General features: G+C 38.1%; 14 protein-coding genes. 10 read left to right on the top strand and 4 right to left on the bottom strand.

Going from position 1 to position 17,910, the window contains the following annotated elements:
• Positions 1 to 217: 217 nt before the first annotated feature.
• Complete coding sequence (locus DWA31_RS00640; RefSeq protein ID WP_245942413.1) at positions 218 to 1,150, top strand: hypothetical protein; 933 nt, start codon at positions 218 to 220, stop codon at positions 1,148 to 1,150.
• A 384-nt stretch (positions 1,151 to 1,534) separates the two neighbouring features.
• Here the strand turns inward: DWA31_RS00640 and DWA31_RS00635 are convergent, their stop codons facing one another.
• Positions 1,535 to 3,322 carry a NapC/NirT family cytochrome c gene (locus DWA31_RS00635; protein ID WP_114324753.1) on the bottom strand — a complete coding sequence of 596 codons (1,788 nt, stop codon included), beginning with the start codon at positions 3,320 to 3,322 and terminating at the stop codon, positions 1,535 to 1,537.
• Between the two features lie 226 nt (positions 3,323 to 3,548).
• Positions 3,549 to 5,180: a cytochrome D1 domain-containing protein gene (locus DWA31_RS00630; RefSeq protein WP_114324752.1), complete on the bottom strand. Its 1,632-nt coding sequence runs from the start codon at positions 5,178 to 5,180 to the stop codon at positions 3,549 to 3,551.
• 312 nt (positions 5,181 to 5,492) lie between these two features.
• On the opposite strand from DWA31_RS00630, the gene DWA31_RS00625 reads away from it, so the two are divergent.
• The gene (locus DWA31_RS00625) at positions 5,493 to 6,059 is read left to right on the top strand and encodes a bacteriohemerythrin (protein ID WP_114324751.1); all 567 of its coding nucleotides are present in this window, start codon (positions 5,493 to 5,495) and stop codon (positions 6,057 to 6,059) included.
• A gap of 342 nt (positions 6,060 to 6,401) precedes the next feature.
• Here the strand turns inward: DWA31_RS00625 and DWA31_RS00620 are convergent, their stop codons facing one another.
• Positions 6,402 to 6,719: a TonB-dependent receptor gene (locus DWA31_RS00620; RefSeq protein WP_168427255.1), complete on the bottom strand. Its 318-nt coding sequence runs from the start codon at positions 6,717 to 6,719 to the stop codon at positions 6,402 to 6,404.
• A 163-nt stretch (positions 6,720 to 6,882) separates the two neighbouring features.
• Positions 6,883 to 8,907, bottom strand: a complete 2,025-nt coding sequence (locus DWA31_RS00615) for a TonB-dependent hemoglobin/transferrin/lactoferrin family receptor (protein WP_114324749.1) — start codon at positions 8,905 to 8,907, stop codon at positions 6,883 to 6,885.
• Positions 8,908 to 9,612: 705 nt separating this feature from the next.
• Here DWA31_RS00615 and DWA31_RS00605 point away from each other — a divergent pair.
• The 8 genes from DWA31_RS00605 to DWA31_RS00570 all read left to right on the top strand — a co-directional run bounded on the left by DWA31_RS00605 (position 9,613) and on the right by DWA31_RS00570 (position 17,847).
• Entirely contained in the window at positions 9,613 to 9,969 is a 357-nt protein-coding gene (locus DWA31_RS00605) for a c-type cytochrome (protein WP_114324747.1), read from the top strand.
• A gap of 54 nt (positions 9,970 to 10,023) precedes the next feature.
• Positions 10,024 to 11,277, top strand: a complete 1,254-nt coding sequence (locus tag DWA31_RS00600; protein ID WP_245942412.1) for a cytochrome D1 domain-containing protein — start codon at positions 10,024 to 10,026, stop codon at positions 11,275 to 11,277.
• 2 nt (positions 11,278 to 11,279) lie between these two features.
• A complete protein-coding gene (gene ahbB, locus DWA31_RS00595; RefSeq protein ID WP_114324746.1) occupies positions 11,280 to 12,368 on the top strand; it encodes a siroheme decarboxylase subunit beta in 1,089 nt (362 codons plus the stop codon).
• Positions 12,361 to 12,852 carry an Lrp/AsnC family transcriptional regulator gene (locus tag DWA31_RS00590; protein ID WP_114324745.1) on the top strand — a complete coding sequence of 164 codons (492 nt, stop codon included), beginning with the start codon at positions 12,361 to 12,363 and terminating at the stop codon, positions 12,850 to 12,852. The genes ahbB (DWA31_RS00595) and DWA31_RS00590 overlap by 8 nt, the downstream gene beginning before the upstream one ends.
• Positions 12,853 to 12,918: 66 nt before the next feature.
• On the top strand, positions 12,919 to 13,470 hold the full coding sequence (gene ahbB / locus DWA31_RS00585) for a siroheme decarboxylase subunit beta (RefSeq protein ID WP_114324744.1): 552 nt from the start codon (positions 12,919 to 12,921) through the stop codon (positions 13,468 to 13,470).
• Between the two features lie 320 nt (positions 13,471 to 13,790).
• Positions 13,791 to 15,023 (top strand): heme d1 biosynthesis radical SAM protein NirJ, encoded by a 1,233-nt coding sequence (gene nirJ, locus DWA31_RS00580; protein WP_114324743.1) that lies wholly within the window; start codon positions 13,791 to 13,793, stop codon positions 15,021 to 15,023.
• A gap of 169 nt (positions 15,024 to 15,192) precedes the next feature.
• On the top strand, positions 15,193 to 16,071 hold the full coding sequence (cobA, locus tag DWA31_RS00575) for a uroporphyrinogen-III C-methyltransferase (RefSeq protein ID WP_114324742.1): 879 nt from the start codon (positions 15,193 to 15,195) through the stop codon (positions 16,069 to 16,071).
• Between the two features lie 147 nt (positions 16,072 to 16,218).
• Entirely contained in the window at positions 16,219 to 17,847 is a 1,629-nt protein-coding gene (locus DWA31_RS00570) for a nitrite reductase (RefSeq protein WP_114324741.1), read from the top strand.
• The last annotated feature ends 63 nt before the right edge of the window (positions 17,848 to 17,910 follow it).

Genomic DNA, 17,910 nt, shown 5'->3' with positions numbered 1-17,910 from the left:
TATTTCGCTTCATTGATAAAACAAGCAAAAGAAACACTCAATTAAAACACTTGTTTGAATATACCTTAAAAACAAGAAAAGTAAAGTATTAGCCCAAATTAACCTGTGTTTAACTTGATGTTTTATCAAAACTTGCGTTAGTGTTAATAAAACCCTAAAACAAAGTATAGATAACTTGTACAAAACTGCGGTGAAATTCTTCATAAGTTTACTGTCATTGGCTTTATTGCTAATAACATCTGTGCACGCCAAACAATTCAGCTTCACAAAAAAAGTACAAGAGGATAATTACAACTTTAGTTATCAATGGCTTGATCGTGACAAAGTTCGCCAATCCATCAGCTTTAACTTATCTAAACCCGCTTTATTTGAACGTTTTAGAATGCTTAAACCTTATCAAGGTGAGTTTGCCCAAAAAACAATTTTACGCACAATAAAAAAACAACTTAGGCAACAACCGTTAATAGGCGCCCACGCAGTTTTTAAACAGCAACAGGGTGAAACAGTTATTCAGGTAAAAGGGCTAGATGAAGAAAAAGTTGCTGCTGCGTATCAAAAAATAAAAATAATAGAACAAGAAGTTACTAAGAAGTATTTTCAGAAAAATTACTATCAACGTTTTACCACGCATGATCAACAAACAGGCATAAAAGTAGATCATGTTAATATTGCATTAGATTCTGTTTCTGATTTGAAAGTACTCAAACCGATAATTTTAGATAGAGTCTCAATTGAAAATATTCGTAAAGTCACCAATTTTGTACTCAGCTTTGTACAGAGTATTCCCTATTCAACGCTAGAGTCTCGCCTTACCTCTTCAGGTGCGGGCTTTAACCCTCCAGCAAAATTATTGTGGGAAAATCAAGGTGATTGCGATAGCAAAATGACATTAACAGCAACTATTTTACGGGCATTAATGCCAAGAATAGATATGGCAATGATATATATTGATCAACATGCCTTTATTGGTATTGCTATTCCTTCGAAAGCTAATGAGGTAAGTATTGAATTCCAAGGAATTAACTACCTCTTAGCAGAGCCAACAGGGCCTGCTTTATATAAGCTAGGCAGCTTAGCCCCTGAATCTGAATTAGCAATAAATCAAGGCCGTTATGTTGTTGAAGAGTTTCATTCCGACGGTAGTTATTAAATACCGTTTATTTCATTACTTAACATTTCTATCCCAACCTTATTAACTTACCTAACGCTAATGAGATCCGAGCCAAGCATGGCTTAATGAATATTATTGAAGCGTATTGATATATACCCATGTTACTTCAATATGTCGGATTCAGCACATCTTGAAGTATCATGGGTATAGGCATTATACCAAGCCTTAAAGTAGGTACAGCAAGTAGTGAACATTCAACATTGCTGATACAACCATTGATGCTAAAATAATCGGTAGTTTTTCGCTTGCAGAATATTGAAAAAAAAACGAGGCATACAAGGTTGCAAAAAAAAGCGCCTTGATATGAGTTAACAAATCAAGGCGCTATAGTGGGTAGCTTAAGTACCGCTGGAGTAGCCGTTGTTACTGTTTAACAGCATTCACTTCAGCTTCATCATTATCAAGCGCTAGCTTGTAACCAAATGAAACATGATGATAACGAGCACTTGAGTAATCGTCATGGATAGCGAAACCAAAGTTATACACTTTACCGGCTTCAATGCTAACATCGCCAGCTTTATCTGATTTCAGTTTACGCTTAACAATCACAGACCAAGTACCATTTTTAAGTGAAGCTTCAACAGTTGCGCCTACGCCTTTATGCATATCGCGTTCTGCTAAAATTTGACCATCTTCTACTTCTTTAGTACCTGATTTATAGCGAACAACATCCATAAATTGATTAGCCGATTGTGCAGCATCAATTTCGCTTTGATCTTTGAGTTTATCCCAGCCACCTAGCGCTTTACCACCTCGACCTTTAAGCTCTAATTTAGTACGCGATTCTTTAACATACTTAGTAACACCCGTATCGAAGTTAAGGCGTTTAGCTAAATCACTGCCCTTCAATGTATCAACATCAGGTGCAAACGGCATAGAGTTAGCATCGGCATGACACGTACCCCAACAACCAGCACGGTCTGCATATTCAACATCATCAGTTGCTAGCATAAAGGCTAATTTCATTGGGTTTTCTGGGTCCATTTTACCACCATCAACAAATGGAACAGCAGCATGTTCACCGTCAGCCCAACTAAATCTCAAATATAGATTTTCAGCATCATGAGTTGAATCAATAGTTACATCGATATGACCACGTTTTCCAGGGATAACATTAGGTTCAAGTTTCTTCTCACTTTCACCTGAAACTATATTGTTACCAATATCAGCTATCTCTTCACCATGACACTCAATACAACGGTCACCTTTAGTAAAAGCGCGTTTACCACCATGTCTACGACCTAATATCCATTCAATAGACGCAGTACCTGGGTAGAAAACACCAATATCTTTTGAGCTTGCTTTGCCCCAATCAACATTAATATTACTTGCAACAGGTGCAGCAGCTTTCGACGCTTTGCTAGTCGCTTTGCTAGAACCAGCATTAGCGAGTGCTGCTTCAACGGCTGCCGTTATTTTTTGCTCAGTTTTTGCTTTTTCAGCCATTTTTTCTTCTTTGACTTTTGCAGCAGCTGCAGCTTCTTTCGCTTCAACACGTGCTAAACCATCGCGATAAGCTTGTGGCACTTCACGAATATATTCTGGATTCGGCGCTTCTAGCTTCTCTAATTCTTCATCAGAAAGCTTGTCGCGTACATTATGATGTGCGATACCTTTATGACAATCGATACAGGTTTGCCCTGTTTCAAACGCATTCAAATGTTGCTTACGTGCACGTGGTTTTTGAAACTCAGGATTCATGGATTCAAAGTTGTGACAGTTACGACACTCTCTCGAATCAGTATCTTTCATCGCTTTCCAAACACTTTGAGCAAGATCAAAGCGATGTTCATTGAATTTTTCTTTAGTATCTAATTTACCTGTTAACCAAGAGAAAACTTCTTTTGACGCTTGAATTTTACGAACAATTTTATGTATCCAAGGCTTAGGTACATGGCAGTCAGGACAACCTGCACGAACACCCGTACGATTGGCAAAGTGAATTGTTGGCTTATATTCTTGATAAACGTTCGCTTCCATTTCATGACAACCAATACAGAACTCAGTAGTGTTTGTAGCTTCCATTGCCGTATTGAAACCACCCCAAAAAACGATACCAACAATAAAGAAGATAACGGCGCCTGAAACGGTAGTACCTAGTATTAGTCGACGTGACCAGAAACTCGGTTTTGTAAATGTGTTATTTGTCATGCTGATTCCTACGAACGAATGACTCGTAATGATTAGATCAAATTATCTGTTAATTTCAATAACAGAATGTCGGTATATATACCCAAACAACTTTAAATAACCTGATTCGAGTAAAGTGGTTTGCCTATATATCCTTAAAACAAAAAAAGGACATGACATCAGCCATGTCCTTAGTTTTAAATAAAGCTAATCAATAATGATTAAACTTTACACTTAAGCTTTTACCTTAAGTTTTATGGTTCATACGGTTATGAACGTTAAACTTACCTGTTGGCGTTGTTAAGCCTTTGATACGGTATAGCTCTTTAAGAGTTTTTGCATCATAAACTACAATTTCACCAGTAGGGTTTTTAGCATCTTTACGGTTCCAAACTGAAACCCAAACTTCAGAGCCATCGTTGTTAAATTCCATGTGTAAAGCCGCTTTACCTGGCTCAGTTGTTACACGAATAGTTTTAACAATTTCGTGAGTATCTTTATCAAATACTTGCACTGACTGTTGAATTTCTGGCTCAGGATGCTTAAGTTGATCAGCCCAAACATATTGTGAAGTTTCGTGTGTACGAATGAATGCACCAGCACCATCTGTTTCAACTTCATAACAAAGTTTCCACGCTTTATCTGGGTGACCCATAGGATCGTTACCCCAAACAGAAACTAGTCCAACACCTAAATGAGTTGTTCCGCCAACAGGACCACATTCTTTATCAATCCAGTTAGCACCAGGACCAGGATGTGGTAGCGCATCAACTTCGATCATCGCTTCTAACTTACGCTCTATTGTATCAACAACAACCATTTTGTTTGACGCATTAGCCGCAATTTGGAAGTAACGACCTGAAGGGTCGAAGAAACCATCATGTAAGAATTCTGCAGAAGCAATGCTGGTAATCGTTAAGTTATCTAAGTCGGTATAATCAACTTGTAACATTTGACCCGTTTCTTTAACAGCAACGATAAATGAAGACGTTAGAGGTGAAGTGTAAATTGCAGCTACACGTGCTTCATTGATGAATTCACCTTTAGTATTGTAACCACGAGTAGATACAACTTTAAGTGGGTTTAACGTTACAGCATCCATGATAACGAAATGCGCAGGCCAGTAACCACCAGCAATTACGTATTTTCCGTCACCAGAAACAGCGATATCACGAGCGTCATAAGCCATTTTAGTTTCAGCAACTAACATTTTATCAGGTGTTTGCCATAAATCGATTTTGTTAACTTTACCGTCACGACCAATGGTGTACCAGAAACGACCAACATCTTTTGCATGGTCAATTTTATGATGCTCAGTACCTTTGATTACATGTACTGCGTAACCCGTATCGATATGAGTGATGATTTTTTTAGTATCGCCATCGATGATTGCCGCAGTACCTGCGTCACGTTCGATAACAACAAAGAAGTTTTTCCAGTTTAAACCGTGCATTGGTTTAGTTGGGTAATCTTTCGGCGCAACATATTCTTTAGTATGTGAACGCATTTGCTCTATAGACATTTCTGGTGGAACAGGTGGTTCCATTTGAATGAACGTTGCCATGTTGGCAATTTCTTTCTTAGTGAACAAGTCATCAAAATTGTTCATGCCGCCTTCAGTACCTAAAGCGATAATTTTCTCTAAACGCTTCTGACCTTTTTTCATTGTGCTTTTCGGCTCTAAGTTTTTGCCTGTAGCACCTTTACGCAAAGTACCATGACAACCAGCACAACGCTGGAAGTATTGTAATTTTGCTTTTTCATAATCAGCTTCAGATAGCTCAGGTTTATCGCTTGCTGATACTGACATGCTGATACCGCCAGCTGCCATCCCAATAGCTAAACCAAGTGCTGAAAGACTGTATTTAATATTTCTCATCGGTTACTCTCCAGATATTATTTTATTTTCGTCTTTATTTGCTAATACCTGTTCTTTTCAAAAAATACAGGCACTAAATGTTTCTAAATGTAACTATCTCTTTATTTGAGTTACATTTATGTGATGCAGATCAATATTTTTAAAAAATGATAACTAATAGTAAAACAAGTTGATCAAGGTCAATAAATCGAAAGTTAACGCTGTGCTTTACAGTAAAAAAACTTAGAATATCCTTTGATTAAGAATCAATCCTAATAATTTAACCCTATTTAAAGTAAGGGCTTTATTGCAGAAATAACAGAAGGAAGTAAAATGAACAAACGTACTAAATCTTTTATTTACGCCATGGCAATAGGTCTTATTATTGTCATTATATTTCTTGGCTTTTTATCAAGTTTCAGTAACCCTGTCTCTTGGGTATTAATTGGCGCTTTATTGCTTATTCCTCTTTTTTATAAAAAATCAGCCGAGTCTAATCAAATTAAGTGGAAAGATGAGTTCAGTGTAGGTATTGCCTTTATCGATGAAGATCATAAAGAGCTAATCAAGTTATTAAATCAATTTACTGTTGCCTATGATCACGACATGAGTGAAGCGTTTGAAAAAGAAGCACTAGAAGCGTTAATTGATTACACTAAATATCATTTTAAACGAGAAGAAAAAATGATGCGTGATAATGATTACCCTGACTTTGTTGCTCATCAAGCCAAGCATCAAGAAATGATTGCTCAAGTAAATGGTTTTGTCGATTTATATAATGAAAAAGGTCACGATGCTTTAAAAGATATTAGCGAATTTTTAACTGTTTGGTTAATTAATCATATTAATGGCACTGATAAAGAATATAGCGAATACCTTAACGAACGTGGAATAAAATAGCTGAATATGGCCCTTCGACAAGCTCAGGATGAACGGAAGTGCGAAGGGTGACCCAAACTGCTCAGAATGATTAGATCTACTCAGAAGTTCCCGTTTCTCCTGAGCGGAACTATTTACCGTCTGAGCTGAACTAACTATCTACTACTTAATCTATCTACCGCTTGCCCTAACTATTTACCGCTTGCCCTGACTATTTACTGCTTGCCCTGACTATTTACCGCTTGCCCTGACTATTTACCGCTTGCCCTGACTATTTACCGCTTGCCCTGACTATTTACCGCTTGCCCTGACTATTTACCGCTTGCCCTGAGCTTGTCGAAGGGTCGAAGGGTCGAAGGGACCTTACCAAGTATACTTTAGTTGCAACGAGGCATTTACACCTGGTGCAGCTAAGGTTGCTAATAACGGGTCACTTGCTGCAAACCCATTCACATCAGACCAACGCCAATACTGGCGATCAGTAAGGTTATTGACCGCTGCTGCTATGGTTAGCTGCCCATTAAAGTGATAATTAGCAATCAAGTCAAATGTGGCATAACCCTTAGTTGTTGCCAACTCGGTTTCAGGATCTCCCGCATTTGGATCGTCAATATCAGATTTAGCGTCAACAATGTTTGCATTCAACTCAACAGAGACACTTTCATTGGCACTTATACCCATTACCATTCAAAGTGCAGGATTTCAGTGGGAATTAAAATGACTTTAGGCAAGGAGAATAAGTTAAGCATAGTCATTCTATGGTTTGATTATTTAACGCCGTATAAAGTCATTTTAAACCCATCAAAGAAGCGTTTGAGCAACATCACTTCATCGTTGCTGTGACTTATAATGGAACAACCATTATTTCATCACAGCGCCTTGAATTGAAATAGCTCAAGCACTCTGAAATATGCATCTTGATTGGTAACGGGTATAACCATTGCACACCTAATAGGGCATGATTGGGTTCAATTTCATTTAATGGTTGATTGGTTTCCTTATTCTCACCTTTACTCCAAAACATATTCACATAGGTAGTAATGCTATCACTATCCGTTAGTAAGTTGTCAAAGTGGCCTTGGTAACTCAATTCAACCCCATAAATTTCTGCACGATTTATATTTTGCGATTGGAAAATAACGCGTCCAACCGTTGGATCAAAACCTAAATTCACTTTCGTTTGAATAAAGTCTTGATAATCATTATAGAAACCCACTAAATCAACTTTATGCTTAATACCACTATAGTTATAACCAATTTCATAGCCATCGGTAGTTTCTGATTTTAGATCAGGGTTAGGTATTGCCCGTATTTTGAACAGGGGAATATCTAAACCAATATTGGCATCTTCAAATGGTGGTGCTCTAAAGCCTTTAGCATATTGCACATAAAGCTTATTATCGCTATTTACTTGATATACTACGCCTAACTTTGGAGACACACTATCTTCACTAATATTTACCACGGTAGTGCTAGGGTTATCCGCTAAATATATATCGTCAGGCTTAGGCGTTAATTTATATTTATCGTAACGTATCGCTGGAATAATGGTAATAGCTGTACCATCAATACTTATTTCATCATTAATGTAGACACCTAACTCTTCAACTTCTGAAATAGGAAAGTCTCTTACTGGGAATTCTTCTGTTAAAATATTATTGGTTGAATCACCTGTCGCAATAGTTGTTTTTAAGCCATTTCGTAATTCTTCAGTTTTATTCTTACTAAACTCAATACCATAACCAATGTGTTGTGTAGCAAAGCTTGAATCGATATTCGTATATAAGTTGGCTCTTAATCCTTGTAATCTTTGTTCAAAGAAAAAATCTCTGTCGTAATGAAAGCCATTTGTTAAACCCGTTCCTCTACTCGTTTCAGCTCTTTGTTCATCGGTTAATTGCACGGTGTCGGTATTTTGATCATAATAGCGAATTACTCCCCCTTCTAACCAAGGAGCATCAAGCACAAAATCATAACTCACTACAAAATTTTCTCGTTTGGTTTCATCATCGCCTAACAGTAAAGAGGTTGATTTAAAACGCCCTAAACCTAAAATTGATTGTAAATCTGTTTGTGCTGAGCGCTTAAAGTAATCATAGCTAAAGCTGAGTTCTTGGTTATCAGATATTTGATAAAAATATTTGACTAAAAATGCCTGTATTTCATTGTCCTGAACATCTTTTTCTATATCACTTGAGGTATTACTATCAAACTCATGGCCTTTACGAAGAGAGCCAGAAATAAGTAAACTCGATGACTCATTACCAAAAGCAGTATTCACTGATACCGAATTACTGTCGTCAACAGAGTAATAACCTGTCTTAAGCCCTAAATAAAAATCATTGTCAGTTTGGCTTAACAGATCTGTTGGTTTTTTGGTAATAAAAGAAATCACGCCACCAATAGCGTCACTGCCATAGGTACTTGATGCTGGCCCACGGAGTATTTCAACTTGTTTGATCAAATCAGGATCAATATAATTTCTACCTGAATTAGAATAGCTACCAATATTAAATTGATCTGCTACAGGTACACCATCAATCTCGGTCGCTATACGGTTACCCGAAATACCTCTGATTGCAACGCTAGAATTACCAAAACGACTACCCGAACTAACAACATTAATACCCACTTCATAACGGAGTAAATCGGCAATATCATGTACTAATTGTTTATCTATTAATTCACTATTAATAACCGATACTGCACCAACAACATCTTCTACCTTACGTGGTGTTTTACCGATAACAACCAAAGTCTCAAAAATTTCATCAATACCTTGGTGAACAACATCATCTTCAGCAACACTATAAGTGCTAGGTAATAACACGCTAGCTAATGCAACAGCTAATAACGATTTTTTAAACATTTCTCGATCCTTTGTACTTAGATTTATTTATAGATAATTTCTGATATTTATAAAGCAAAAGAAAAACGACAATATGATCAATGTCAAAAAAGAAGTGACTTTGACTGAACGCCGAATATTCATTTAAAAAAGGTATATACCCGATCCACTTGAAGATGCTCGTTTCAGGAAGACTGAGTGACTCATAATCAAGGCACATTTTTTTATTAAGGGTTATTCAGGAGAATATGCTCCTGCATTCTCTAATAAGCTACATCCATGTAGCGCCCTTAAAAAGAAATGTAACGCAGAGTATGATTTGCTCAGCCTTCCCCAAAGGGCTGGTTTATAAACGCTTTATGCTGCGTTATTGATTTCGAGAATGGCGCTACATGGATGTAGCTTATTAGATAATGCAGGAGCACATTATCCTGAACAACCATTCTCTTCAATCAATGCCTTGCCTAAGGCGTTTCTAATTCCAGCTGAATCATGCACCTTCAAGTGGAACGGGTATATATTATGATTTTATTGCAGGATAGCTAGCTTTACACTTCCAAAAAACACAGTCAACATTTCATCATTTTTAATGTTTGCTGATTTAAATCAATAAAGGCTGCCTTTTGTTCTATCTTTATGCTCGAAAAGATGATCTTAGGCAAAAAACACTATTCTCCTTCTCTGTAGAATACACATAAAGTAAAAAGCAGTGTTTGGGTAGTTAATATGAGTTCACCTATAATTAATCGTACTTGTCGTATCACAGCTATAGTGGCTACATTTTTGATACTAACAAGTCAAAGTTATGCTAATGACAAGTCATTATCAAATACACGAAAAGCACAGCTAACTCATATAGTGAAGCAAGATTGTGGCTCATGCCATGGCATGACATTGAAAGGCGGATTAGGGCCAGCTTTATTACCTGAAAACCTTGAAGGAAAACCTCTTCTTTTTTTACAAAATACAATTTTATATGGCCGTGCAGGAACTGCCATGCCGCCATGGAAAAACCTATTAACTGAACAAGAAGTGTTGTGGATTTCCCAACAATTAAAAGCAGGAAAAATAGCTAAACAGTAAACCAAAGATTAAATAGTAAATATATTAGATAATAGCACCATGAAAGGATTACTGATGAATACTAAATTAATAAAACTAGCAAGCATTGCAATACTCTCTAGCGTTATTGCAGCTTGCGTTAGTCATACACCTAATGAAATTGCTCAAGCACCGTTGCGTGCAACAGGTGATATGGGTGTTGTTATTGAACGCGCCACAGGCCAAGTGCAAATTGTTAACCATACCCATCAAGAAGTATTAGCAGAAATTGACGGTTTAGGTGACTTATCTCACGCCTCAATTGTTTATTCACGTGACCAACGCTATGCCTATGTTTTTGGCCGTGATGGCGGTTTAACTAAAATTGATATTCTTAAAGATAAAATTGCCAAACGGGTAATGCAGTCAGGCAATAGTATTGGCGGCGCAATTAGCCAAGACGGTAAATTAGTTGCCGTATCAAACTACACCCCTGGCGGCATTAAAGTCTTTAACAGTGAAACCCTTGAATTAGTCGCCACTATCGACAGTTCAATTTTAACGACTAAGCCTAAAAATAAAGATGGTAGCCCAGTTCGCTCTAAAGTAGTTGGCTTAGTTGATGCACCAAACAACAAATTTGTCTTTAGCTTATTTGATAGCCATGAAATATGGGTTGCTGATTTTTCTGATATTGTGAAAAACAAAACACCTAAAGCTATGCCTAAGTTAACTAAGTTCACTGATATTGGCTTATTCCCTTACGATGCGTTAATCAGCCCTGACGGTCGCTATTACATAGCGGGTTTATTTGGCGAAGACGGCATGGCGCTTATTGACTTATGGCATATAGAAAAAGGTGTTAAACGCATTTTACCTAATTACGGTAAAGGCCAGCAGAAACTACCCGTTTATAAAATGCCGCATTTAGAAGGCTGGGCAATCGCTGGCGATTACGCTTTTATGCCTGCAGTGGGTCAACATAGCGTCTTAGTAGTAAATACTAAAACATGGGAACAAGTGACAGAAATCCCGGCTCATAGCCAGCCAATATTTGTTATGGCTCAGCCTGATAACCGCCAAATATGGGTTAACTTTGCTTACCCTGATAACAATACTATTCAAGTATTTAATACCGAAACCTTTGAATTAGTAAAAACCTTAACGCCTGGCCCTGCTGTTTTACATATGGAGTTTACACCCCGTGGCGAACACGTATGGATGTCAGTACGCGACAGTAATGAAATTCAAATATACGACACAAAAACACAAACCTTACAAAAAACACTTAAATCATCAAGTCCTAGCGGTATCTTTTTCACCAATCGCGCACATCAAATAGGGTTATAATCATGACTAAAGAAACAGTAGCAATTAGTCAATTACAGCAAGACATTATTAATAATAGCCAAAAGGGTTTCCCCCTTACTAGCCAGCCTTATAAAACAATTGCTGAGCAACTGGCTCAAGTTAATATCTTCACGAATGAGCCGGAAGTATTTCAAGCCGTTGATGATCTCAACAGCAAAGAAGTACTATCACGTGTTGGGCCCGTGTTTGATCATAAAAAAGCAGGCGCAAGCACATTAGCTGCACTTGCTGTGCCAGAAAAAGACCTAGATAAAATTGCCAGTATTGTTAATAAATTTGACCAAGTGAATCATAACTACGGCAGAGAGCATACTTATAATTTATGGTTTGTGGTAACGGCAAGCGATATGGTGGCACTTAATAACACCTTAGCAAATATTGAATTACTGACAGGCTTAGCTGTTTTAGTCTTACCAATGGAAGCTTCATACCATATTGATTTAGCGTTTAGCATCAATGTTACTGGCAAAGAAAGCCCTACTTCGAATCAAGAAGACACTCTAGTTTCCCTTAAGCAAAATGACACAACTGCTCGCTTAACTGAAATTGAAAAAATAGCGCTACGTAGCGCCATTGAAAAAGGCCTACCAACACATTTAAACCCTTACCAAGTTATTGCTCAGCAACTCGTATTGACAGAGCAACAAGTGCTAATGCAAATTTCTCTTTGGCGAGAAGAAGGGCTAATTCGCCGTTTTGGTTTAGTCATTAAACATAGAAAACTAGGATATAACGCCAATGCCATGGTGGTTTGGAATATACCTAATGACGACATGGATGGCGTTGCCCTAGAATTAGCGAAGTGTGATCCAGTTTCACTGTGTTATCAGCGCCCTCGCCGTCTACCTGATTGGCCTTACAATTTATTTTGCATGATTCATGGCACCGACAGAGCGCTAGTGTTAGAACAAATTAGCCAAATTACCGAACAACTAGGCCTTGAGGCTATTCAAAAAGACGTGCTATTTAGCTTTAAAGCATACAAGCAACACGGTGCTCGTTACGGTAAAGAAAAAAGCGGTAAAACACAAAGCAGTAAAGTAATAGAACAAGGACAAGCCCATGGATAAGAGCAGCATAAGCAAAAGAAGAAAATGCCAAACTGTTGAGCTATCACCCTTAGAAAAAAGCTTAATTAACCTATTACAACATGGCTTACCCGTGTGTGAACGCCCTTTTGCGCAAATTGCCGAAGAAGTATCAAGCACTGAGGAAGAAGTCATTGCGTGCTTAAATAATTTACGCAGTGAAGAAGTACTGACCCGTTTTGGCCCTATGTTTGACGCAGCAAGTTTAGGTGGCGCGTTTACCTTAGCTGCCTTATCGGTACCCGAAGAAGATTTTGACTTTGTCACCGAGCAAGTCAATAGCTTTGATCAAATTGCTCATAACTACCGCCGAGATCATGACTATAATATGTGGTTTGTTATCGCCACTGAATCGGCTGAAGAAATTGAGCAAGTAGTTCAAGCCATTGAAAATAAAACTGGCTTAAAAGTGCTTAATGTACCTAAATTAAAAGAATTTTATGTCTGTTTATACTTACCGGTATAGCTAGTTGTATAACAAATTAGCTTGTTAATAAGTAAGTAAAACACCACAGTCAAAAGAGTTTACATTATGTCTACAGACACTAAAGAACACATAACAAAAGAAAACCTTACCGAGCAGGAAAGGCAATATATTTTATTAACTCAAAATGGTATTCCCATTATTGAAAAGCCATATCACGCCATTGCCGAACAAATGAACCTTAGTGTTGAGCAAGTACTTACCCTAACTAAAAGTATGCAAGAGCGCGGCATTATTAGGCGTATTGCTGCTGTACCTAATCACTATAAATTAGGCTACCAATTTAACGGGATGACCGTATGGGATATTGATGATGAACACGCTGAAAAATTCGGCGATGCAGTTGGTCAATTGCCTTTTGTTAGCCATTGCTACTTAAGACCACGTTTTTTACCTGAATGGAATTACAATTTATTTGCCATGGTGCACGGAAAAACTCAAGAAGAAATAACCCAGTATAGGGGTCAGATCAAAGAATTGTTAAAAGAAATATTGGTTACACGTAACAATGATTCAAGTCAAAACTCTATCACCAAGAATAATGATATGTTAACCAGCACAGCAATACTGAAAAAAACAGGTTTGCGATTAAAGAAGTAAATCGCACATAGAGCAACGCCCTAGGCCAAGGTATGTAATACCAAGTCTGTTAAGTTATTTCCCGCTCAGCGAGAATTAAAAGGCTTAAAGGCAAGGATTTAATTAAAGATAATGGTTATTCCATTATCAAAATCAATAACGCTGTATATAAGCCTTTACTTTTTACTAGGTACTCGCCCTTCGGGAGCTTATTAGCAAACTGATAACATCGCAAAATTGGTGAAATATAGAATAACTATATTTAATCAATTTCACTTGTTCTAAGCTCGCTAATAGTAGCTCTGAGCTGGGAATAAATTTAATAGAATTGGTATAAGATTATGTTTAGAATTTCACAATTATTAAAAACACTTCATGATGACATGCTTGAACTTAAGCCTGTAAAAGCATCACGTAAAATGCCAGGTCCTGTGGTTATATGGAACCTTATCCGTCGTTGTAATTTACGTTGTCAACATTGTTATTCCACTTCACTTGATATCGACTTCAAAGACGAACTAAGCACAGAGCAAGTCAAGTCCACTATTGATGATCTAAAAGTAGCTCACGTACCAGTAATCATTTTATCGGGTGGTGAGCCATTGCTTCGTCCCGACATCTATGAAATTACAGCCTATGCTAAAGCCAAAGGTTTTTATGTTGCCTTATCAACTAACGGCACATTAATTGATGAATCAAACATTGATAAAATAAAAGCGGCAAATTATCAATATGTAGGTATCAGTATTGATGGTTTAGAAGAATTTCACGATAAATTTCGTCGACAACAAGGTAGCTTTAAAACTTCTATGCACGCCATTAAATTGTGTAAAGAAGCAGGTATTAAAGTGGGTATGCGTCTTTGCTTAACCAAAGAAAATTTTAAAGACATACCAGCGATGTTAGATTTAATGGAAGAAAACAGCGTTGATAAATTCTATTTATCTCACCTTAATTATTCAGGCCGTGGCAAGCGCAGTGCCGAAAATGACGCCATGTTCAAAATGACAAAAGACGCCATGGAAATGCTTTATGAACGTGCATGGTCACATATCACTCAAGGCATAGAAACTGACTTTGTTACTGGTAATAATGACGCTGATGGCCCGTTTTTATTACAATGGGCAACCAAAAGATATGCTGAAGAATACCCTGAAGCTATCGCTAATTTAAAACAGCGTTTAATCAATTGGGGTGGTAACTCCAGTGGCATTAACGTAGCCAACATTGATAACACTGGCACCATTCACCCTGATACTTACTGGTGGAATCATCCTATTGGCAATGTAAAAAAAGAAAAATTCTCTGACGTTTGGAAAAACACTCAAGACCCACTGATGCTTGGTTTTAGAGAAAGTCCTCGTCCAGTAAAAGGACGTTGTGCAAGTTGTGATCACCTAGCTATTTGTGGTGGCAATACCCGTACCCGTGCTTTTGCACAATCAGGTGATGCGTGGGCTGAAGATCCGGGCTGTTATTTAGATGACGATGAAATTGGCTATATTCAGCCGCCGTCAAAGTTTGCTAACGACTTAGCCAACGCTGAAAACCCAATTCAATTTGTTGAAGTTTAACGGCAAAAGTAAAATAGGCCGTGTGAAAAATTGATGAAGATATAACAAATACTTAGCGACACGTAACAAGCTGATTATTAAAAATACGTAACAAATTAAGCACGAAAGAAACTAATTAAGCAACTGAGCCAGTCCTGAAAAAGTGGCTCAATAGCAATAAGGCAATAACATGAACTCACCATCAATAAACCAACAAAATAGCATCATATCTGTAGATAATAAAAAGGTATCTGCAAGAGGAAAATCAGTACTAAATAGCGGCGAAGTCGCTTTAGTTGGCTCTGGCCCCGGCGATGCTGAATTACTGACTATTCGTGCAATGCGCTTTATTGAGCAAGCTGAAATAGCTATTTATGACAGATTAGTTAGCGAAGAAATACTAGCGCTATTACCTGAAAATTGTGAACGTTTTTACGTGGGTAAAGAGCAAGCAAAGCATTGCGTACCGCAAGACCGAATCAATGAAATTTTAGTAGAAGAAGCTCGCTCAGGTAAAAAAGTATTACGCCTAAAAGGTGGTGACCCATTTATTTTTGGTCGAGGTGGTGAAGAAGCAGAATACATGCTGCAACATGGCGTTAGCTGTCATATTTGCCCCGGCATTACCGCCGCATCTGGCTGTACAACTTATGCAGGTATTCCACTTACTCATCGTGGTGTTGCGCAAGGTTGTACGTTCATTACTGGACATATTCAAAACAATGGTCAACTTAACTTACCTTGGCAAAGTTTGTGCTGCCCAACCCAAACAGTTGTGTTTTACATGGGCATTAATACCCTACCTAAAATAGCTGAAAAATTAGTAGAGCATGGCAGAGATATTAATACCCCTGCAGCATTAATTCGCAAAGGCACCCAACCTGAACAAAAAACTTACCGTGGTACTATCGGTAACTTGGCTGAGCTTGTTGAAAAACACAACATCACTCCGCCAACCTTAATAATTATTGGTGATGTGGTTAATCAACTAACTGAACAACAATTAAAAACACCCGGCTTTTTAGATGCTAATGACTATGTGCAATCAGTCTCTGAAAAAATAGCTTAACAAAACGACTGGATCCTCGATTAAAGCACCACGAGGACGACAACTAAAAAGTGATTTTATAGAAGTTTAGCCCAACAACCGGTGGATTCCCGCAGTAACTAAGCGGGGATCCACCGGTTAAGATCACGAATATAAAAGGTTACCCCCATGACTAAATACCCTTTTTTACTGTCTATTTCTGTGGCGCTTTTATGTAGTTCCTTTGCCGCCAGTACTGCCAATGCAGCTCCAGTCAAAAAGACCACAATGTCTGCAACGGAAAAAGTTGCTGCCAAAAAACTCTATCAAGACAATTGTCAAAGCTGTCATGGTGTAGACAGATTAGGCGCTATGGGGCCTGCACTACTACCTGAAAACCTTGCTCGCTTTCGTCAAAGCAAAGCGATTAAAGTAATCAATAAAGGTCGTGCTGCTACTCAAATGCCTGCCTTTAATAAAACCTTAACCAAGGCTGAAATTGCCAGTTTAGCGACATATATTTATACGCCATCAAAAGCGTCACTCAGCTGGACAGTTGCCGATATAAACGCGTCAAAAGTGCAACATTTTGACCAAAGTAAACTACCAAATAAAGCGCAGTTTGACGCTGACTTAATGAATTTATTTATTGTAGTTGAGTTAGGCGATCACAGCGCTACCTTATTAAACGGCGATACCTTTGAGCGCTTAGACCGCTTTAAAACCCGCTTTGCTTTACATGGTGGGCCAAAATATTCACCTGATGGTCGTTTTGTCTTTTTTGCCTCACGTGATGGGTGGATAAGCAAATACGATATTTATAATCGAAAAACCGTCAATGAAGTACGTGCGGCTATTAATACCCGTAACATCGCCATATCAAATGACGGGCAATATTTAATTGTTGGCAACTACCTGCCTAATAACGTAGTAATACTTAATACCAGCGATTTATCGCCCCTTAAAGTGATTGATGCCATAGACAGTGATGGTAATAGCTCTCGCGTAAGTGCTGTTTATAACGCACCGCCTCGTCATAGCTTTATTGTTGCACTAAAAGACGTGAAAGAAGTATGGGAGATACCCTACAGTGATAAAGGCGGCGTTGAGGTCTATAAAGGCTGGGCGCATGACTATAGAGTAGAAGCGAAAGCTGAAGGTTGGAAAGCTGACCTATCTAAAAAAAGTGAGCAATTCCCTATTCGCCGTATTAAAACCGACGATTATTTAAATGACTTTTTCTTCGACCCTGATTACATCAATTTAATTGGTACTGCGCGTAATAGCCATAATGGCCAAGTGATCAACTTAGACACTAAAAAGAAAGTCGCTTCAATCGGCTTAACCGGCATGCCACATTTAGGCTCCGGTATCACATGGAACTATCAAGGTAAGGAAGTATTCGCTTCACCCAATATCAAAGAAGGTAAAATTACCGTCATCGATATGGAAAGCTGGGACATTATCAAAGAAATAAAAACCGAAGGACCAGGTTTCTTTATGCGCAGCCACAGCAAGTCACCTTATGCGTGGACCGATGTATTCTTTGGTCCAAATAATGACAAAGTACACGTTATTGATAAGAGCACATTAGAAATAGTGAAAACCTTAGCGCCAGCACCGGGCAAAAATGCCGCCCATGTAGAATTTACCAAAGACGGAAAATTCGTATTACTCAGTGTGTGGGATATGGACGGTGAACTGATTGTGTACGATGCTCAAACATTAGAAATTGTTAAACGCATGCCAATGAAAAAACCCTCTGGCAAGTACAATGTCTTTAACAAAATTAGCTATGAGAAGGGAACAAGTCATTAGTTTTTGAGTCAATAACAATTCAGAACAGCTAAGAACTATCCACTCTAAAAGCCTGTAATATTT

Source organism: Candidatus Colwellia aromaticivorans, from assembly GCF_003333305.1.
GTDB lineage: Bacteria > Pseudomonadota > Gammaproteobacteria > Enterobacterales > Alteromonadaceae > Colwellia > Colwellia aromaticivorans.
The sequence above is the reverse complement of the archived record's forward strand: the minus strand, read 5'-3'. Positions and strand labels throughout refer to the sequence as shown.